This window comes from Bradyrhizobium sp. RD5-C2 (genome assembly GCF_019972155.1).
GTDB lineage: Bacteria > Pseudomonadota > Alphaproteobacteria > Rhizobiales > Xanthobacteraceae > Bradyrhizobium.
Genome location: NZ_BOVL01000007.1, coordinates 171,943 through 190,903, shown reverse-complemented (window position 1 = coordinate 190,903; position 18,961 = coordinate 171,943). Strand labels below are relative to the sequence as shown.

The 18,961-nt window shown below is 65.0% G+C and carries 20 protein-coding genes; 3 read left to right on the top strand and 17 right to left on the bottom strand.

Annotated features, from left to right (window positions below):
• Window positions 1-11: 11 nt before the first annotated feature.
• From hydA to psrA, 9 genes are all read right to left on the bottom strand, one after another.
• Window positions 12-1,424, bottom strand: coding sequence for a dihydropyrimidinase (gene hydA, locus BraRD5C2_RS06440; RefSeq protein ID WP_223967468.1), 1,413 nt, complete (start codon window positions 1,422-1,424; stop codon window positions 12-14).
• On the bottom strand, window positions 1,424-2,188 hold the full coding sequence (locus tag BraRD5C2_RS06435) for an aspartate/glutamate racemase family protein (RefSeq protein WP_223967467.1): 765 nt from the start codon (window positions 2,186-2,188) through the stop codon (window positions 1,424-1,426). The genes hydA and BraRD5C2_RS06435 overlap by 1 nt, the downstream gene beginning before the upstream one ends.
• Window positions 2,185-2,988: a GntR family transcriptional regulator gene (locus BraRD5C2_RS06430; protein ID WP_223967466.1), complete on the bottom strand. Its 804-nt coding sequence runs from the start codon at window positions 2,986-2,988 to the stop codon at window positions 2,185-2,187. The genes BraRD5C2_RS06435 and BraRD5C2_RS06430 overlap by 4 nt, the downstream gene beginning before the upstream one ends.
• Window positions 2,985-3,761 carry a maleate cis-trans isomerase family protein gene (locus tag BraRD5C2_RS06425; RefSeq protein ID WP_223967465.1) on the bottom strand — a complete coding sequence of 259 codons (777 nt, stop codon included), beginning with the start codon at window positions 3,759-3,761 and terminating at the stop codon, window positions 2,985-2,987. The genes BraRD5C2_RS06430 and BraRD5C2_RS06425 overlap by 4 nt, the downstream gene beginning before the upstream one ends.
• Window positions 3,762-3,813: 52 nt before the next feature.
• Window positions 3,814-5,118: an MFS transporter gene (locus BraRD5C2_RS06420; protein WP_223967464.1), complete on the bottom strand. Its 1,305-nt coding sequence runs from the start codon at window positions 5,116-5,118 to the stop codon at window positions 3,814-3,816.
• 378 nt (window positions 5,119-5,496) lie between these two features.
• Window positions 5,497-6,813, bottom strand: a complete 1,317-nt coding sequence (locus tag BraRD5C2_RS06415; protein ID WP_223967463.1) for an MFS transporter — start codon at window positions 6,811-6,813, stop codon at window positions 5,497-5,499.
• 97 nt (window positions 6,814-6,910) lie between these two features.
• On the bottom strand, window positions 6,911-8,359 hold the full coding sequence (gene phnY, locus BraRD5C2_RS06410; protein WP_223967462.1) for a phosphonoacetaldehyde dehydrogenase: 1,449 nt from the start codon (window positions 8,357-8,359) through the stop codon (window positions 6,911-6,913).
• Window positions 8,360-8,382: 23 nt separating this feature from the next.
• A complete protein-coding gene (phnA, locus tag BraRD5C2_RS06405) occupies window positions 8,383-9,630 on the bottom strand; it encodes a phosphonoacetate hydrolase (RefSeq protein ID WP_223967664.1) in 1,248 nt (415 codons plus the stop codon).
• A gap of 25 nt (window positions 9,631-9,655) precedes the next feature.
• Window positions 9,656-10,786 (bottom strand): iron-containing alcohol dehydrogenase PsrA, encoded by a 1,131-nt coding sequence (gene psrA / locus BraRD5C2_RS06400; RefSeq protein WP_223967461.1) that lies wholly within the window; start codon window positions 10,784-10,786, stop codon window positions 9,656-9,658.
• A gap of 80 nt (window positions 10,787-10,866) precedes the next feature.
• Between psrA and BraRD5C2_RS06395 the strand changes: the two genes are divergently transcribed.
• A complete protein-coding gene (locus tag BraRD5C2_RS06395; protein WP_223967663.1) occupies window positions 10,867-11,775 on the top strand; it encodes a LysR substrate-binding domain-containing protein in 909 nt (302 codons plus the stop codon).
• On the opposite strand, the gene BraRD5C2_RS06390 is transcribed toward BraRD5C2_RS06395, so the two are convergent.
• From BraRD5C2_RS06390 to BraRD5C2_RS06375, 4 genes are read right to left on the bottom strand one after another with little or no spacing between them, the layout of a single operon-like run.
• On the bottom strand, window positions 11,744-12,910 hold the full coding sequence (locus tag BraRD5C2_RS06390; protein ID WP_223967460.1) for an MFS transporter: 1,167 nt from the start codon (window positions 12,908-12,910) through the stop codon (window positions 11,744-11,746). The two genes, BraRD5C2_RS06395 and BraRD5C2_RS06390, sit on opposite strands and share 32 nt — an antisense overlap.
• Window positions 12,907-13,332 (bottom strand): arsenate reductase (glutaredoxin), encoded by a 426-nt coding sequence (gene arsC, locus BraRD5C2_RS06385; RefSeq protein WP_223967459.1) that lies wholly within the window; start codon window positions 13,330-13,332, stop codon window positions 12,907-12,909. The genes BraRD5C2_RS06390 and arsC overlap by 4 nt, the downstream gene beginning before the upstream one ends.
• Window positions 13,329-14,015: an aquaporin gene (locus BraRD5C2_RS06380; protein ID WP_223967662.1), complete on the bottom strand. Its 687-nt coding sequence runs from the start codon at window positions 14,013-14,015 to the stop codon at window positions 13,329-13,331. The genes arsC and BraRD5C2_RS06380 overlap by 4 nt, the downstream gene beginning before the upstream one ends.
• The gene (locus tag BraRD5C2_RS06375; RefSeq protein ID WP_223967458.1) at window positions 14,015-14,374 is read right to left on the bottom strand and encodes an ArsR/SmtB family transcription factor; all 360 of its coding nucleotides are present in this window, start codon (window positions 14,372-14,374) and stop codon (window positions 14,015-14,017) included. The genes BraRD5C2_RS06380 and BraRD5C2_RS06375 overlap by 1 nt, the downstream gene beginning before the upstream one ends.
• Before the next feature lie 49 nt (window positions 14,375-14,423).
• Here BraRD5C2_RS06375 and BraRD5C2_RS06370 point away from each other — a divergent pair, with 49 nt between their 5' ends.
• Window positions 14,424-14,951, top strand: coding sequence for a DUF6428 family protein (locus BraRD5C2_RS06370; RefSeq protein WP_223967457.1), 528 nt, complete (start codon window positions 14,424-14,426; stop codon window positions 14,949-14,951).
• A 55-nt stretch (window positions 14,952-15,006) separates the two neighbouring features.
• Here BraRD5C2_RS06370 and BraRD5C2_RS06365 read toward each other — a convergent pair whose 3' ends face one another.
• From BraRD5C2_RS06365 to mgtE, 4 genes are all read right to left on the bottom strand, one after another.
• On the bottom strand, window positions 15,007-15,435 hold the full coding sequence (locus tag BraRD5C2_RS06365) for a DoxX family protein (protein WP_223967456.1): 429 nt from the start codon (window positions 15,433-15,435) through the stop codon (window positions 15,007-15,009).
• 74 nt (window positions 15,436-15,509) lie between these two features.
• Complete coding sequence (locus BraRD5C2_RS06360) at window positions 15,510-15,719, bottom strand: hypothetical protein (protein ID WP_223967455.1); 210 nt, start codon at window positions 15,717-15,719, stop codon at window positions 15,510-15,512.
• Window positions 15,720-16,174: 455 nt separating this feature from the next.
• On the bottom strand, window positions 16,175-16,495 hold the full coding sequence (locus BraRD5C2_RS06355) for a helix-turn-helix domain-containing protein (RefSeq protein WP_223967454.1): 321 nt from the start codon (window positions 16,493-16,495) through the stop codon (window positions 16,175-16,177).
• Window positions 16,496-16,589: 94 nt separating this feature from the next.
• Window positions 16,590-18,011, bottom strand: a complete 1,422-nt coding sequence (gene mgtE, locus BraRD5C2_RS06350; RefSeq protein ID WP_223967453.1) for a magnesium transporter — start codon at window positions 18,009-18,011, stop codon at window positions 16,590-16,592.
• Window positions 18,012-18,095: 84 nt separating this feature from the next.
• On the opposite strand from mgtE, the gene BraRD5C2_RS06345 reads away from it, so the two are divergent.
• On the top strand, window positions 18,096-18,911 hold the full coding sequence (locus BraRD5C2_RS06345; RefSeq protein ID WP_223967452.1) for a polysaccharide deacetylase family protein: 816 nt from the start codon (window positions 18,096-18,098) through the stop codon (window positions 18,909-18,911).
• The last annotated feature ends 50 nt before the right edge of the window (window positions 18,912-18,961 follow it).

Here is an 18,961-nt window from a genome sequence, read left to right as displayed (position 1 = left end):
TATCCTTCGTATCACGGAATGGTTGCGGCGGACGGCGGCTTGGCGCGCGGCAGATATGTGCCGTGCTCCTTGCTGCCGACCAGCGTGCCGTCGTCGACGACCACCTTGCCGCGCACCATGGTCATCACCGGCCAGCCCGTGACTTCGAGCCCTTCATAAGGCGTGTAGTCCGAGCCGTCATGGATCAGCTCGTGGCGGATCGTCACCTTGCGCTTCGGGTCCCACAGCGCGATGTCGGCATCCGAGCCGACCGCGATCGTACCCTTGCGCGGATAGAGGCCGTAGATCTTGGCGTGGTTGGTGGCGCTGAAGGCGACGAAGCTGTTGAGGTCGATGCGCCCCTTCACCACGCCTTCGGAGAACAGGATCGGCAGCCGCGTCGCCACCCCGGGGATGCCGTTCGGCACCCAGCGGAAGCTGGTTCGCCCCTTGGGCGCGAGCTTGCCTTGCGGGTCGTCGTAGCGGAACGGACAATGGTCCGACGAGAACACCGAAAACACTTTCTGCTGCAGGCCTTCCCAGCACGCCTGCTGGCTGGCGACATCGCGCGGCGGCGGCGAGCAGACGTACTTTGCGCCCTCCATGTTGAGCTGATCGAGATCTTTCTCGGTGAGCATCAGGTACTGCGGGCAGGTTTCACCCATCACCCGCAAGCCCCGCTGCTGGGCGCGGCGGATCTCGTCCATCGCTTCGCGATTCGAGACATGCACGATCATGATCGGCACGTCGACGAGCTCTGACAGCGAAATGGCGCGATGGGTGGCCTCGCGCTCGACCGGGATCGGCCGCGAGGTCGCGTGGAAGCGCGGCGCGGTGTTGCCGGCGCGTTCCAGCCGGTCGGTGAGAAAGCGGATGGCATCGAAGTTTTCCGCATGCACCATCAACATTGCGCCGGTCTCGCGCGCGACCGACATGGTCTCGAGTAGTTCGCGATCCGACAGCGCCAGCCCCTCATAGGTCATGAAGACTTTCAGCGAGGTGTAACCGTCCTCGACCAGCGCCGGGAGCTCCTGGCCCAGCACATGCTCGGTCGGATCGGTGACGATCAGATGGAAAGCGACGTCGACATGGCATTCGCCTTCGGCCAACGAATGATAGTGCTTGAGCGCCTCGCGCAGCGTCTGGCCCTTCTCCTGCAGGCAGAACGGCAGCACGGTGGTGTTGCCGCCGAACGCCGCCGAGCGGGTGCCGCTGGCGAAGCCGTCGGCCATCACGATGCCGTCGCCCGACGGCTGGGCGAAATGGACGTGGCTGTCGATGCCGCCGGGCAGCACCAGCCGGTCGGTGGCGTCGATGATCTCGGCCGCATCGCCGAGATCGTGACCGAGCGCCGTGATCTTGCCGTCACGGATTCCGACGTCGCAGGCGAAGGTGTCGGCAGCGGTCACGACGGTGCCGCCGCGGATGATGGTGTCGAAGGACATCAGTCCGTCCCCTCTTTCGGTGAGCGATGTTCGATGATGGCGGCAAGCGGCTCGGCCAGCCCGATCGTCGGTTTTGGATCGGGCCGGCGGAAAGTGCCGGCGACCGACTTGCGTGGCTTGAGCACGGTAAGCGTCTCCGCCTGGCGCACGGCGGCCGCGACAGGATCCACCACGGGCACCGGAATGCGGTCGCGGACCTTTGCGGCAAGGCCGGCGAGCGGCGCGCCTGACAGGATCACGACGTCGGCGCCGTCCTGTTCGACCGCCTGGTTGGCGAGTGCGACCAGCAGTTCCTCCTTCTCGGCCTGGACGTCGGAGATCGACTGGAAGCCACCGTCGAGCGTGCGGATGCCGGCGCAGCGTGAACTCAGCCCGTGCATGGCGACGCACTCCTCGTACCAGGGCGCCAGCGCGCCGGCGAAGGTCACGATCGAGAACCGGCGGCCGAGCATGCAGGCGGTGAGCATCGCGGCCTCGGCCAATCCGACCACCGGAAACGCAAACAGCTCGCGCGCGCCGAACAGGCCGGGATCGCCGAACGCCGCGATGATGGCGGCATCGATGCCCGGGCTGGCCTCCGCCAGCATCTCCAGCGCGATTGCGCCGCCGATCTGCGCCTCGGCGCGGGTCGCAATATAAGGCACGCCGCGCGAGGCGGTCGCGGGCACGAGCTCGGTGCCGGCTGATGCCGCCTTGCTGCCGGCGGCATGGAGCAGATCCGTCACTGCCGCGGTCGTGTTGGGATTGAGCAGCAGGATCTTCATGGCGCAACGTTCCTCGTCTTGCGGCCGCGCGGCTTCGCGAGAGTGTCCGGCACCGCGGCCTCATCTCCCTTGCCATCCAGCGTCTCGGCGACGATCTCACCGGTGCGGCGCACGTGATGGGCCAGGATCTGCCCGGCCCGCGCAGCATCGCGTCGCCTGAGCGCGGCAAGAATCTCCTGGTGCTCGCGCACCGATTCATCCCAGCGCCCGAGCACCGAGAGCGCGAAGAAGCGCGCCCGCTCGGCCCGCGCCAGCAGCGCCTCGTGCGTCGCCTTCAGCACCGCGTTGCGGGCGAACCCGACGATCGCCGAATGGATCTGCTGGTTGGTTTGAAAATAGTCGCGCAGCTCGCCGCGGCCGTGATGCCACTCGATCTTGTCCTGCAGCGCGTCGAGCCGTTCGAAGTCGGCGTCCTCCATGCGCAGCGCGGCGAGCTCGGCCGCGCAGCGCTCGATGCCGCTGACGGCCTCGAACAATTCGGTCAATTCGGCGCGGCGGAACGGCGCCACCACGGCACTGTGGTTGAGCCTGAGTTCAACCAGGCCCTCGTTCGCCAATTGCTTCAGCGCCTCGCGCAGCGGGGTCCGCGAAATGCCGAGCGCATCGGACAGGTCCGCCTCCCCCAGCGATTGACCCGGCGCCAATTCGCCGCGCACGATCATGGTGCGCAGCCGCGCCGCGGCCTGCTCGTGCAGTCCGACTCGCGGCACGCGCAGGCGGCGCCGTTGTTGCGCCGTGATCGCGCGCTTGGGTTCCTTGCTCCGTCTGATCGCCTTCGTTTTGGTCTTGGCTTCAGTCACCGCACGCCTTTATCGTCATGATCGGGGATCGCGGTCGCCGCGCGCAGATCGGGATTCGTGAACAGGCTGCCCCAGCCGTGCACGCTCGCCGGATCGCAGCCCACGGCTGCGAGACACGCCCACAGCGTCACCGCAATCGAATCCAGCACTGGAACGCCAAATCCGCGCTCCAACCGTTCGGCAGCGCCCGCACCGCGCATGTTGGTGCAGAGCACGACGGCGACATCGCAGCCTTCGCGCACCACCTGCTCGATCAGGTCTGCGACCTCGGCCTCACTGACCTCGGCAAAAGAGAAATTGTCTTGCAGCGACAGGTGTCGCTCGGCGAGGCAATGCAGCCCAGCCGAATTCCAGTTGGCGATGATCTTGTCCTGCACATCGTTGCGATACGGCGTCACCAGACCGATGCGTTTGGCGCCGATCCGCCGCAGCAGGTCGCGATAGGCCAGCACCGTGGTGCAGGCCTTGATTCCGGTTGCCGCCGTGATCTGTTCGCACAGGTTCTCGTCGCGGTCGAAGCCGAGCCAGCTTGCCGAGGTGCCGTTCCAGGCGATGACGTCGACCTTGGCATGGGCGAGCAATTCTGCCGCGCGCAGAATCTCGCTGGCGTCGAACTGGCGCAACGACTGTTCCGACAGCGCGATCTCCGTCACCTTGAAGCGCGAGAAATGCGCCGAGACGTCGTCGACGCCTGCCAGCATCGCGCAGGTGATCGGCTCGAGTGCGGTATTCGACGACGGCGTCAGCATGCCGAGCCTGATAGGACGTGTCATTCGTGAGCCTCGTCAAGCGGCCGAACCTTTGGCAGATTCGGCCGCATCCGTTCTAGACCGGGAGCTTGCGGCTGTAGTCGATCAGAGTCGAGCAGATCAACAGCGCAATTCCCGCGGCGGCGAAATACATCAAAGCGAGGAAGTAGGAGCCGGTGGCCTGCACGATGAAGCCGACGATCAGGGGCGTGGTGATGCCCGCGATGTTGCCGCCGAGATTCATGCAGCCGCCGAGGAAGCCGGACTTGCCGCGGCCCGCCAGCGCCGACGGGATCGCCCAGTACATGCCGCACCAGCGCAAGAAGAACAGCGTCGTCGACAGCAGCACCACGACCACAACCGCGTTGGTGACGTAGGCGACCAGGAAGATCGACACCGTCGCCATGATCGCCGCGATGCCGAACAGGGTGCGGAACACGGTGTTGGGCGCCCCGCCCCGCGCCCGCCAGCCGTCGCCGATCCAGCCGCCGACCAGTTCGCCGACGAAGCCCGCGAAGAAGATGATGAAGGATGCGCCGCCGAGCGCCTTGATGTCGAAGCCGTGCACCTTGAACAGATAGGTCGGCATCCAGGTCAGCAGGCCATAGAAGGTGGTGTTGAAGAACATCCAGCCGAGGCACATGCACCAGACCGAGCGGAAGCGGAAATAGGCCAGCCCGCTCGCGCCCGACGACGGCGGCGTCGCCGCGTCCTCGATCGCATGCGCCTCCTCGAGATAGCGCGCCTCGGCTTCATTGACCGAGGGATGCTCGCGCGGCGCGTTGCGGATGTAGTACCAGGCCCACAGCCCGCACAGCATGGTGCCGATGCCGGCGATCACAAAGGCGACACGCCAGGAGCTGAATGCCGCCATCAGCCAGGCGATCACGATCGAGCCGAGCGCAGCGCCGAGCGGTGCGCCGCCGTCGAGCAGAGTGGCTCCGCGGCCGCGTTCGGTCTGCGTCATCCAGATCGCGTTGAGCTTGCCGCCGGCCGGATAGATCGGCGCTTCGGACGCGCCGAGCCCGAGCCGGGTCAGCAGCAGCAGCATCCAGCTGGTGGACAGCGCCGCCAGCGCCTGGAAGAAGCCCCAGAACAATGTCGCGAGCGCGATCACGATGCGCGGCTTGAAGCGGTCGGCGAGCATGCCGCCCGGCACCTGCATCAGCGCGTATGTCCAGAAGAACGAGCTCAGGATCAGGCCCTGCATCGCCGGATCGATGTCGAACTCCTTGGCGATCACGGGCATCGCGACCGAGAGCGAAGCGCGATCGATATAGTTGATCGAGATCAGGAACAGCATCAGCAGGAAGATCTTCCAGCGCACGCCGGAAGGCTTCGCCGTATCTGCCATTGCGATGGTGGACACCTGATCGCTCATTGCTCGCTCCTCTGCCCGCAGATTGTTTTTGCCCCTGGCACGACCCTCGTCATCGAAGGTCATTGGCCCTCTCCTGCCCCGCGCGAAGTCTGCTTCAAGGCGGCCGGAGCGACAAGCACATTTTGCATTCTGCATACAATTTTATACATCATATTGATATTTGTAGATATTATACGGTCTCAGCCTCGTTATTGGTCAGCCACTGGTGAGGAATTGGGCGTTGGGTCATACGCCCGAGCCAGCCGAATCCAGGGAATTGGCCCGGCGTTGCGGCTGCAGCGTCCGCGCGCAACGGCGTTCTGCTCTTTCCAAAAAAGAGCAGTCCGCGCTTCCCGGGAAGCGCGGACCTGTCGTGAAGCCGCTGACGAGGATAGTGCGTCAGCGCCGGATGAAGGCTGCCACCACCGCGCTGGAGGTCGCGCAGACCGCGACGACGAGGAACACCAGCGACGTCTGGTTATGCTTGTCCATGAAGTGGCCGATGATCGGCTCGCCGAGACCGGCGAACAGATAGGCGAAGGAGTTCATCACCCCGGTCGCGGTCCCTGCCCGCTTGTGGCCGACCAGATCCGGGCACAGCGCCCAGAACGAGGATTGCGGGCCATAGGTGAAGAAGCCGCACAGGAACAGCACCGTCATGCCGAGATAGACCTCGGTGGTCGGGATCGCGTACATGCACAACGCGGTGACCGCGGCGAGCACCATGTAGAGCACGATGGCGAGGTAGCGGCGCGAGCCGAACACCTTGTCCGAGACCCAACCGTTGCTGAACGCGCCGACCGCCATGCCGACCGGCAGCGCGATGCTGATCCAGCGCGGATCGATCGCCGAGGTCGCACCAGCCTTGGCCCAGTTGCTGCCGAGGAAGTGCACGGGCACCCAGACCAGCAGGCCGTAGCGCGCCGCGTTCTGGAAGCCGATCGAGACGCCGGCGACTAGCAGGCGCCAGTTCGAGAGCACCGCCTTGTAGCGCGCGAGCGAGCCCTCATTGGCGTCGACCGCGGCCTCGGTCGCTGTGACGTCGTCGGCCTCGTCGTGCGGCGAGGCAAAGCCCATGTCCTCGGGCTTCTCGCGCGCGACCAGATAGAACGCGATGCCGCCGAGCAGCAGCAGCAGCACCGGGATGCGGAAGATCCAGCGCCAGTCGAGCTGGAAATAGCCGACCACGACCAGCGAGGTGACGAACGACAGCACCGAGGCGAGACCGGCCGCGAAGGTATAGAGCCCGTAGACCGTGCCGCGCTCGTGGCGGCCCCACCAGTTCGACAGCAGCCGGCTGCCCGGCGCCCAGCCCATCGACTGGAAATAGCCGTTGATGCCCCAGAACGCGGTCAGGCTGACGATGCCCGTTGAGAGGCTGGTCGCCCAGTTCATAATGAAGGAGAGGATCGCGCCCGCGCTCATCACGCGGCGGCCGCCGAACTTGTCGCCGAGATTGCCGTTGATGGCCTGCCCGACCGCATAGCACCACAATAGCGCCGCGCTGGCCCAGCCCAGCGCCTCCTTGCTGACGCCGAACTCGGCCTGGATGCCGGGAATGGCGAAGCCGAAGGTTTGCCGCCCGGTGTAGAAGAACAGATAGCAGAACATCGCCGCGAACAGCATCCGCCACTGCGCGCGGCGGAACGATGTCGCAAGCTCCGGATTCTGGACTCCGACCGAGCCGACGCCCGACGGACTGAACGTGATCGACATTGCAGCCTCCCCTGATGATTGTTTTCTTGTTCACCCTCGACCGCCGCGCCGTTCTTGTTGCGCGCGTGCGGCCCTCCCTTCGGATCGAAGCGCGTCCCTAGACCGGCCAGGGCAGCGAATAGGTCTTGACGTTGGTGAAGCTCTTGATCGCTTCCTGCACGCCCTCCTTGTAGCCGAGGCCGGAGTCCTTGATGCCGCCGAACGGCGACATCTCGATCCGGTAGCCCGGCACTTCCCAGACGTTGACGGTGCCGACGTCGAGCTCGTTGACGAACCGCGTGATGTAGTCGAGCCGGTTGGTGCAGACGCCGGACGACAGCCCGAACGCGGTCGCGTTCGAGATCCGGATCACGCTCTCGATGTCGTTGGGCACGCGGATGATCGGGATCACCGGGCCAAAAGTCTCCTGCATCACCAGCTCGCTGGTGTAAGGAATCCGGTCGACCACCGTCGGCGGATACAGCGCGCCCTTGCGGTCGTTGCCGTGCAGGAGCTCGGCGCCGTCGGCAACCGCGGCGTTGACCCGGCGCTCGAATTCCTTCGCCGCGCCCTCATGGATCACGGTACCGACATCGACCGTCGGGTCCATCGGATCGCCGCACTTCAGGGCGCGCGCCTTCTTCAGCACCAGGGCTGCGAAATCGTCGGCCACCGCCTCGACGCAGAGGATGCGCTTCACGGCCGTGCAGCGCTGGCCGGAATTCTTGATCGCGCCGGTGACCGCAAGCTCGGCCGCCTTCTCGAGGTCGGCGTCCTCCATCACGATCAGGGGATCGTTGCCGCCGAGTTCGAGCACCAGCCGCTTGTAGCCGGCTCTGTCGGCGATGTGCTTGCCGACCCTGACCGAGCCGGTGAAAGTCACGAGATCGGCGTCGGGATCGGTGATCATCGCATCGCCCATCGAATGCGGATTGCCCGTCACCACCGACAGTATCTCGGGCGGCAGCCCGGCCTCGTACAGCACGTCGGCGAGCGCGAGCGCGGTCAGCGGCGTCAGCTCGGTCGGCTTCAGCACCACGCGGTTGTTGGTGGCGATCGCCGGCGCGATCTTGTGGCTCACCATGTTCAGCGGATGGTTGAACGGCGTGATCGCCGAGATCGCGCCGAGCAGCGGCGTCCGCGTCGTGAAAATCTTGCGCGCCTTGCCCTGTGGGCTGATGTCGCAGGAGAACGTCTCGCCGTCGTCCTTGATCGCAAGCTGCCCGGCGAACGAGTAGACGTCGTAGGCGCGGCCGGCCTCGTAGAGCGAGTCCTTCCAGCACAGGCCGGACTCGGCGGTGATCAGCCGCGCGAATTCCTCCTTGCGGCTCGCCAAAATCTCGGCGGTGCGCAGCAGGATGCGCTGGCGCTCGTAACGCGTCAGCTTTGGCTTGAACGCAGCCGCCCTGGCAAACGCGCTGCGCACATGCTCGGGGCGCGCCGCCGGCACGGTGCCCACCACCTTGTTGGTGTAGGGATTGAAGACCTCGACATGCTCGTCGGTGTCGATGAGGCTGCCTGCGATGCGCATCTGCTCGTGGCGAACGGCCGGGCTCTGGATGTTCATGGTGGTGTCCTCAAGTCCGGATGTCACTGGATGCGGTTGAGCGCGACGTCGAAGACGTCGAAATTGCGCAAGGCGTGCCCGGCCGGCAGCGCGATCTTGCGGTTGGCGATCAACGGCACCCGCTGCTCGGTCAGCCCGCCATGCGAGCGCAGCGGCTCGGTCAGGCCGGACAGATCGTGGCGCGATGCGCTGGTCCCGAGCACCTTGTGCCTAGTCGAGATCACGACGATGTCGCCGATCCGGTCCGGCGGCAGCTCGAACCGGGCGCAGGCATCGTTGCGCTTCAGCGCCACCTCGATGCCCTTGATGTCGCGCAGCCGCATCAGCAGCGTGTCGACGTGGGCGCCATCGGGCGTATAGATCGTCGCGAACGAGCCGAGCGAGCCGTGATGGGCGACATAGGGATCGGTGATCGGCAGGATCACCCGCGCGGCGCCCGTACCCGTCCAGTCATCCATGACGTCCTGGAGGTAGATCACGTCGGGCTTGCCGTCGGGCAAGAACTTGTCGTTCATGCCGTGGTCGGCGGTCGCCACGATGTTGCAGCCGAGCGCATCGAGCCTGGCGAGATAGCCGTCGATCATCGCGTAGAAGTCGTTGGCGATCTTGGTGCCGGGCCCGACCTTGTGCTGGATGTAGTCGGTGGTCGACAGATACATCAGGTCCGGACGATGCCGCTCGACCAGCTTGACGCCGGCCGCGAACACGAAGCGCGACAGATCGGCCGAATAGACCTCGGGCAGCGGCAGGCCGACGAAATCGAGCACGTTGTCGATGCCGTTAGCGGCCTTGGTGGCCTGGTCGGCCTTCTCCGACGAGAACGCGATGGCGCGGCCGCTCGCATAGTCGAGCCCGTAGGCTAGCAAGGTGCGCAGCTTGTCCTTGGCGGTGACGGCGGCGACTTTGTAGCCGGCGTCATGGACACCGGCCAGGATCGTCGGCGCGCGCAGGAATTTCGGATCGTTCATCATGACTTCGGCGTCGTTCGCCGTGTCGTAGAAGTAATTGCCGGCGATGCCGTGCACTGCGGGCGGCCGTCCCGTGATGATCGAAAGGTTGTTCGGATTGGTGAAGCTCGGGATCACGCTGGCAGCATGGACATGCGCCCCCTCCTTCATGAAACGCGCGAAGGTCGGCGCGACGCCGGCCTCGATCGCCTGCTCGATATAGCCGGGCTCCGAACCGTCGAGGCAGATCACGACCGTTGGCCGCGTCGGCGCGTCGTAACGGCGTCCGTTGACGGTGATGGTTTTGCGATTGTCTTGCATGATATCTCTCCGTATCGCTATGCCGTCGTCACGCGCTCGCCGCGCTCGGCATGCGCAGCGTCTGCGATGCCTCGATCAGCCGTTCCTTCGACCCCAGGAAATTGCGGCCGCGCTCGCCCTCGAGCGAGTCCGCGATCAGCGCGTGCCATTCCGCTCGGTCAATCCTGTAGGCGGCCGGATTGCAGGAGATGCCGAGCCGCGCCATGAAGTCCTCGAGATCGTCGGCCGCGCGTGCGAGGTCGCTGCCGAAGATCTGCTTGAGGCTGTCTTCGCAGAGCCCGCCCGCCCCGCGCACGCTGCGCAGCACCATCGGCAGCGAGAACGAGCAGGCGATGCCGTGCTGCACGCCGTGCCGCAGCGTGATCGGATAGGACAACGAATGCGCGATCGCGGTCTTGGTGTTGGAGAACGCAAGGCCCGCGAACAGCGCCGCCTGCGCCATCCGGCTGCGCAGCTCGAGATTGCCGAGATCATTGGCGAGCTTCGGCAGCACGTCGAGAACGCCGCGCGCCGCGGCGACTGCATGGTTGGCCGACACCGGGTTGTTGTTGACGTTCCAGATGCTCTCGAGCGCATGCGACAGCGCGTCGAGGCCGGTGCTGATGGTGAGGAGCTGCGGCTTGCCGAGCATCAGGCGCGGATCGATCACCGCATGGGTCGGATAGAGCGACGGACGCGCCAGCGAGTATTTCTTGCCATTGGCCTCGTCCCACACGGTGCCCCAGCACGTCACCTCGCTGCCGGTGCCCGCGGTGGTCGGCACCGCGATGATCGGAATCGCCGCGAGGTGCTCGGCGCCCTGCTGCGTCTCTAGATAAGTCTTGACGATCGCGAAGTCGCCGCCGGCGGCCGCGAACACCTTTGCGGAATCGATCACCGAGCCGCCGCCGAGCGCGACGATGACCTCGGGCTGCTTGGCGAGCCCGGCAAAGCGCGCGGTCTGCTCGGTGAGGAGGCGGTAATCCGGATTGGGCGCGACGTCGCGGATGGTTAGAACTGAAGCCCCCGCCGCAGCGCGCAGCCGCCGCGCAAGCTCGGCGAAGACCGGCTCGCCATAGGTCACCAGCGCATAGGCGCGCTTGGCGATCAGCGCCGGCAGCTTGTCGAAGCTGTCGGCTCCGAATTCGATCCTTACCGGGTTGGAATAACTCCAGTCCATCCGCGCGTCCTCCATTTGGCGCGAAGGTACGGCGCCGGCTGCTATTGACAAATTCATTCTTCGGATGCGTTCTATTGATTATGTCAATAGTGTTCAGCCAGCTTCGCGCCTTCCACGCGGTCGCCGCCCATGGCGGATTCACCGCGGCCTCGCGTGTTCTCAATGTCGGGCAGCCGACGCTGACCATCCAGGTCAAGGAGTTGGAGGAGACCTACGGCGTCGAGCTTCTGATCCGCAAGCCGCGGCACACCGAGCTCACCGAAGCAGGCAGCGCGCTGTTCGAGATCACCCGCGGCATCATGACGTTCTGCGACGAAGCGCACGAACTATTGGCCGCGCACGGCAAGGCGACCAAAGGCCATCTGCGGGTCGCGACCGTCGGGCCGTTTCACGCCACCGAGATCATCGCCGCGTTCAAGCGCGATCACCCCGAGGTGCAGATCTCGACCTTGCTCGGCAATTCCGAACGCACGCTTCGTCACATCGTCAATTTCGAGGCCGACGTCGCGATCCTCGCCGAGGTGCCGGAAGACCCGCGCGTCACCATGATCCCCTATCGCACCCATCGCGTGATCGTGTTCGTCAACCGCGATCATCCCTGGTTCAAGCGGAAGTCGGTCAGGCTGCGCGAGCTCGCCGACCAGCCCATCGTGCTGCGCGAACGCGGCTCGACCACGCGGCGCGCCTTCGAGGCGACGATGCAGACCGAGGGCATCAGGATCGAGCCGGTGTTCGAGATCGAAAGCCGCGAGGGCGTGTGGAAGGCGGTCGAGCGTGGGCTCGGCATCAGCGTCGTCGCCGACTTCGAATTCGTGCCGCATCCCAACCTGCGCGCGCTCGAGATCAGCGACCGCACCATCAAGACCCAGTACAGCATCGCCCATCACAGCGGCCGCGGCCACTCGCCGATCATCAAGGCGTTCATCGAGACGGTTCGGCAGATGAAAGGTCGCGACGCTACTGCGCGGGGGTCTTCGGCTCGGTCTTGAGTGCGAACAATGCCAGGAGCGCAGCCAGACTGAGAGCCGACGTGACCGCGAACGTATAGCCGCCGAGCGGCGCAATCAGGAACCCGAAGACCAGCGGCGCGATCGCTTGCGACAGTCGCGACGGCGCGCCGAGCAGCCCCAAGCGGTAGCCGTAATCCTTTGGACCGAATATCGCCAGCGGCAGCGTGCCACGCGCGATCGTGAGGATGCCGTTTCCGGCGCCGTGCAGCAGCGCGAAGATCCCGGCGAAGCCTCCACCGAACAGGCCGATGACGCAGGCGCCCAAGGGGTGCGTGATGCAGGCCAATCGCGCAGACCATAGCGGATGAAAGCGCTTCAGCAGGCTCGCTTCGACAATCCGTGCTGCCACCTGCGCCGGGCCGATCAATGCGCCCGCCGCGATCGCCTGCGTTTGCGTCGCGCCCAACGCCTCCAGAATTCGCGGCAAATGCACCGCCATCGCCGACGTGACGCTCCAGGCGGCCGCGAAGGCAAAGGCGAGCAACAGCATCGCGCGGTCGATCGGAATATGCGGCTTTGGCGTGTCGGCTGCGATCCGATGCTCGCTCTTTAGTTTGGGGATCAGGAAGGCATTGAGCGGCAGGCAGATCAGAATGTGCGCCGCCGCCCAGCCGAAGCAGGTCCAGCGCCAGCCGATGGTTGCGAGGCCCCACGCGGTGAGCGGCCAGCCGATCGTGCTGGCAAACCCGGCGATCAGGGTGATGCCGGTGATGGAGCGGCGGGCGGTGTTGCCATAGATGCGCCCGAGCGCTGCGAACGCCGCGTCATACAGGCCGAGGCCCATGCCGACGCCGAGCAACAGCCAGCTTGCGGCCATCACAACGGTCCCCTGCGAAAGCCCGAGCAGGATCAGACCGGACGCCAGAATCAGGTTGGACGCGCAGAGCACTTCGCGCCCGCCCATGCGGTCGATCTGACGACCGACGCGCGGGCCGAGCAGTCCTGATATCACGAGCGCCATCGAGAACGCGGCGAACAGCCAGTTCGTCGATATGCCGAGGTCGCGCGCAATCGGGTCCGCGAGAATCGCCGGCAGATAGTAGCTCGACGCCCAGGCCAGGGTTTGCGTGGTGCCGAGCGCGACGATCAGGACATTATCTGCACGGCGGCTCATCCGGCGTGCGCACCCGGCTTCCTGGGCAAGACCACTTCGCCGTCTTCCTTGACGAACCGGCCGATGTCGGCAACGGCGAGGAGATCAAGGACGGCCTCGGACGGCCGGCACAGCTTTACGCCCTTGGGCGAGGCCACGATGGGCCGGTTGATCAGGACCGGATGCGCCATCATGAAATCGATCAGTTCGTCGTCGCTCCATTTCGGATTGGCGAGATCGAGCGCGGCATACGGCGTGCCTTTCTCGCGGAGCAGCGCGCGCGGCGTCATGCCCATGGCAGCGATTAGCGCGACCAGCTTGTCGCGTGAGGGAGGCGTCTTGAGATATTCGACGATCTCGAGCTCCTCCCCGCTCTGGCGGATCATCGCCAGGGTGTTGCGCGACGTCCCGCAAGCGGGATTGTGGTAGATCGTGATCGTCATCGGGTGACTTCCCTTGTGGTTTCGGCGCCCCGCAGCAGCCAGCTCATGAATGCCAGCGCGACCATGGCGCCCAGTACCTCGGCGACAATGAATCCCGGCAGATCCTGCGCGCGGATGCCGGAAAACGTATCGGTGAACGATCGCGCAATGGCAACGGCCGGATTGGCGAACGACGTGGATGCGGTGAACCAGTACGCGGCCGTGATGTAAAGCCCGACCAGCCATGGAATTGCGGCCTCACGAAACCGGAGGCCACCGATGATCGTTGCGACCAGTCCGAACGCGGCAATGAATTCCGCAAACCACTGCGGAAATCCTGTCCTTGCCTTGGCCGAGAACTCCAGGAGCGGCAGGCCGAACATGGCATGCGCGACTATTGCACCGAGGATTCCCCCGAGCACCTGCGCCGCGATGTACTGCGCGGCATGAGGCGGGCGGAGTTCGCCCTTGAGCATGAAGACCAGCGTGACCGCCGGATTGAAATGCGCGCCAGAAATTGGTCCGAGAATCGTGATCAATACCACCAGAATGGCGCCGGTCGGAAGGGTGTTGCCGAGCAGCGCCAACGCAACGTCCTTGGTCAACGTCTCGGCCATGATGCCAGAGCCAACGACGGTTGTGACCAGCAGCAAGGTGCCGAGGCCCTCGGCGACAAGGCGTCGCGGCAGATCGAAGGCGCGCATCAGACACGCGCCTTCTTCTTGGCCGTGGAAGGCCTGCACTCGGCATCGGCGAGCGCCGGCGCGCAGATTTCGGGGTGGCCCGCACAGCAATCCTTCATCAGGAAGGCGATGAGATCGCGGAGGCCAGTGTAATCCGCCGAGTAGATGATCGAACGCGCCTCGCGGCGCGGCACGATCATCCCGGCATGCTCGAGGTCCTTCAGATGGAACGACACGTTGGACGGCGATACTTCGACCGCCTCGGCAATCGCCCCTGCCGCCATGCCGTCGGGACCGGTCTGCACCAGCAGTCGCACGATCCGCAGCCGCGTTTCCTGCGACAGCGCGGCGAAGGCGGTTCGGGCTTGACGCTCCTCCATCTTTCGATAATCCTATAATTCAACAACCATTGAAATGAAGATAGCAGCCATGACCACGCTTGCCAATACCCGATCGACCGTCGGCGCCCTGCTGGCGGTGGAAGAGCTTTCATCTGCCGCCCTCCTTTCCAGCCTCGAGGCGCACAAGGAGAAGCCGCTGATCTTCAGGTACGACGGGCGCGATGTCCGCTCCAGCTACCACGTCACCGAAGTCAAAACCGGCTCATTCAAAGGGCTCGACTGCGGCGCGAATCCCGAGAGCTGGAGCGAGACCTTCATTCAGCTCTGGGACATCGAAGAGGAAAACCGGGGCCACATGCCGGTCGGGAAGTTTCTCGCGATCATCCGTAAGGTCGACGAGGCCGTCGGTTTCGATCCGCAAGCCAAGCTGACCTTTGAGGTCAGCGATGGCGTCCGGCCGATACAAATCTATCGCGCGGAACGCATGGATACGGGCGACGCCGCGATCCGCGTCTATCTCTCGGCGCGCCCGTCGAGTTGCAAGCCGCGCGACCGATGGCTGCAGGAACAGCAATCGTGCTGCGCGCCGAAAGCCAAGCAGCCTTGCTGCGGTTGATGGATGTGACCGCGTGGCGGGCCCGCGCCGGTCGCGCGCCCCCCTCGCGAAGCCGTCAGGCTGTCGTTGGCAGAAGCCGGCGCTCCCAAGGCAGCTTGGGGACCTTGACCGCAAACGCTCCGTCGCCCAGCAGCGCCTGGACGGCGAGCATGATCGCCCAGACGAACGGCATCTCCCAGCCGGCTTCCGTGAACCAATAGCCCTTTCTAAGCATCCAGAAGTGGGTTGCGCCCAGCATCATGGGGATCGTGTAGATGCTCACCCAGCGCGTATAGATGCCAAGCAGCAGCAGAAGCGCCGATCCGAATTCGGCGCTTAGAGCGTAGGCAAGAACCCATTCGGGATAACCGAGTTTGGCAAGGCCGTTCCACCACAGGCTAATCGGCTTGAGCACGCATTTGCCGTAGAGATGGGCAATGAAAAGTCCGGCAAGCGTAACGCGGAGCAAAAGGGCAGCATAAGGCGCAGTTCTCTGATCGATCATGCGTACCTCCCAAATAGAAGTCTGTCGCAATCGCAGAACAACGATGACCGGCCGGCTTGACGCCCGGTCGCGAGCTATCCGTCGCCGTCGAAGCGAGCCAACGCTCCCTCGATGAGCTCGATCTCCTCGGAGAGAGTCTCATTCACGACCGATGGCCTGAAACCGGGAACGCTGTGCGTTCGAACATCGTCCAATAGTTGTTGGCGATGGTCTCTGAGCTGTTCCAGCGCTTGACGATTCTTCAGCGACACGTAGCCGGCAATGATCTGCTCGATGGCCTTCATGGGGAAATCCACGCTTCAAATAAGAACGTACTGCAATCGTTCGATTAAAGCGGCCAAACCGCCTTGCTGGCAAGCCCCATGAGATTGTGCCGGGAGCGAAGGCCCCGTTGCGACCGGCCCGGCGAAAGCCGGGACCTATATCCACCGAAGGCGATTGTTGCGCGGTGCTGGGGCCACAGCCCTCTCTAACAACACGCCCCTATGGTTACGGGTCCAGCTTTCGCGGGGACGACGATTGCGGATAAGGGCTGCGCCGCACATTCGGTGTCGTCCTGGCGAAAGCCAGGACCCATTACCCCAAATCTCAATTGTTGCGCGACGCTGAGGCGACAATCCCGTTCAACACCACATGCGGTGGTTATGGGTCTTGGCTTTCGCCAAGACGACGGTTGCGAATATGGCGCGTGAACGCGATCAATTTGGCTGACAATGACGGCGGAGCGCGCCGTATCAGCTCACGCCGCGGTCGGCTCGCTCGACAGTGCGGCGAACACCGTCTCCGGCGAATGGGCGATCACCGCGAGCAGCGCGCGGGCGGGTCCCCGCGGGGCGCGCTTGCCCTGCTCCCAGTTGCGGATGGTCTCGACCGGCACGCCGAGCTTGGCGGCGAATTCGAGCTGGGTGAGCTGGGCCCGGCGGCGCAGATCGCGCACGGCCGGTTGCGCGGCCGAAGGCTGCATCGCCGCCTCGGCCGGATGTGCGGGCACGAGCGGGATTTCCTGCCCGTCGCGCAGTTCGACGATCCGTCCGTCCGCCTTGAGCCGCAACCGCTGCATGATGGCCCCCGTGATGGCCCCTTTGGAGATAGGAGCATCATCCGCCAACCCCGTTAAGGCGCGATTAACGATAAGCGGGCCCGCAGGCGCCGGGCTATTTCAGCCCGAACCACAACGTGGCGATGCCGAGAAACGAGAAGAAGCCGACCACGTCGGTGACGGTCGTGACGAAGGTGCCGGAGGCGACCGCTGGATCGGCGCGCACCCGTTCCAGCACCATTGGAATCAGGATGCCGCCGAGCGCGCCGGCGACCAGGTTGCAGATGATCGCAAGCCCGATCACGATGCCGAGGCCGGGGATCCTGAACCAGGCCACCGCGGCGATGCCGGTGATGACGGCGAAGGCGAGGCCGTTGACGAGCCCGACCATGGTCTCGCGCAGCACCACCCGTGTCGCGTTGAACGCACCGAGCTCGCGGGTGGCGAGCGCTCGGACCGCGACCGTCATGGTCTGGGTCGCGGCATTGCCGCCCTGGCTCGCCACGATCGGCGCCAGCACCGCGAGCGCCACCATCTTCTCGAGCTGGCCTTCGAACAGGCCGAGCACCGACGAAGCCAGGAACGCAGTGGCAAGATTGACCAGCAGCCAGTTGAAGCGGCCGCGGGCAATGGTCCAGACCGTGTCGGACAGCTCTTCGGGATGGGTGACGCCGCCGAGCGCCTTGAGGTCCTCGTCGGCCTCCTCCTCGATCACGTCGACGACGTCGTCGATGGTGATCACGCCGACCAGCCGCTCGGTGGTGTCGACCACGGGAGCCGCGACCAGATTGTACTTGCCGAACATCCGCGCGACCTCTTCCTGGTCCTCCAGCGCGGAGACCCGGCGACGGTCCTCGTCGATCAGGTCCTTGACCGGGATCGGGCGGCGCGTGCGCAGCAGCACGTCGAGCGGCACGGCGCCGAGCAAGTGCTTGTCGGCGTCGACCACGTAGATCTCGTAGAAGCGGTCCGGCAAATCGGGCGTGTCGCGCATGTAGTCGATCGCCTGCCCGACTTTCCAGTCCGGCGGCACCGCGATGAACTCGGTCTGCATCCGCCGGCCGGCGGAATTCTCCGGATACAGCAGGCTGCGCTCGATGTCCTCGCGTTCGGCCGCCGGCAGCTTCTCCAGGATCTCTTCCTGGTCCTCCTCGTCGAGGCTCTCCAGCAGCTCGACGGCGTCGTCGGATTCGAGCTCGCGGACGCCCTCGGCAACAGTCTCCGGCTCGAGTTCCTCGAGGATCTCCTCGCGGACCGTCTCGTCGACCTCGTTGAGCGCCGAGAAGTCGAAATCTGTGCCGGTGATCTCGACCAAGGTGACGCGGTCGTCCGGCTCCAGCGCCTCGATCAGGTCGCCGAGATCGGCCTCGTGCAGTTCCGCCACCACCTCGCACAGCAGGGGCCGGTCCGCGGCATGGATGGCCCGGGTGATGCCAGCGACGAATTCGGGGCGGAGCTGGCCCTCCTCGTCCCGCATCGGCATCCGGGCGAGCGGGTCGGCCTCGGCGGGTTCGGCAACGTCGATATTCTCGGCCATGCCGTGTTTCGCCGGTTTGACAGGAGGGGAAAAACTGCTCTGATGAGTGCGGAACGGATTACCTAATCGGTGGGGCCCAGTGCAATGAGAAAGATGTCGAGCGCACCGCGACCGATCCTGAACATTGTCGCGGCGCTGATCGCGCTCGCACCTGTCGCGCTGATTAGCTCAGCGAACGCCGCCGAATGCCCGCGCAAAGACGCGCTCGGCACCTCGCGTGTGCTCGAGGTCGACCCCGCGACCTATCCGCGCGTGGGACAGAAGAGCTTTCCGCAGACCCTGCCGCTGCGGGATGGCGAGGTCGTGCTGACCTTCGACGACGGGCCGACACCTGGCGTCACCGACAAGGTGCTGACGGCACTGGCAACCGAATGCGTGCAGGCCACCTTCTTCATGGTCGGCCGCAATGCGGCCGATCATCCCGACATGGTCCGTAAGATCGCACGCCTCGGCCACAGCATCGGCTATCACAGCTGGGACCATCCGCATCTCAACAAAATGCCGACGGATCAGGCCGAGGCGAACATCAATCGGGGGATCGAAGCAGTCCAGACGGCCCTGCGCGGTACCGCGAGCACGGTCCCGAGCACGCCGTTCTTCCGGTTCCCCTATTTCGAGTCGACGCCTGCCCTGCTCGAGCGCATGGAAAAGCGCGGTATCGCGGTCTTCGGCGCCGATTTCTGGGCCAGCGATTGGAACAAGATGACCCCCGAGGAGGAACTAAAGCTGCTCACCGGGCGGCTGGAGGGCCATCGCAAGGGAATTATCCTGCTGCATGACCCGCAAATGCGAACAGCCGAGATGCTGCCCGCCTTCCTAAGGTACCTGCAGGAGCATAATTATCACGTCGTCCACATCATCCCGGCGGCGATGAAGACCGTGTCCGACCGGACACATTGAACCCGGCACCCAAGGTGGATTACAGACCGTTAAGGCGGCATTCATGGGGC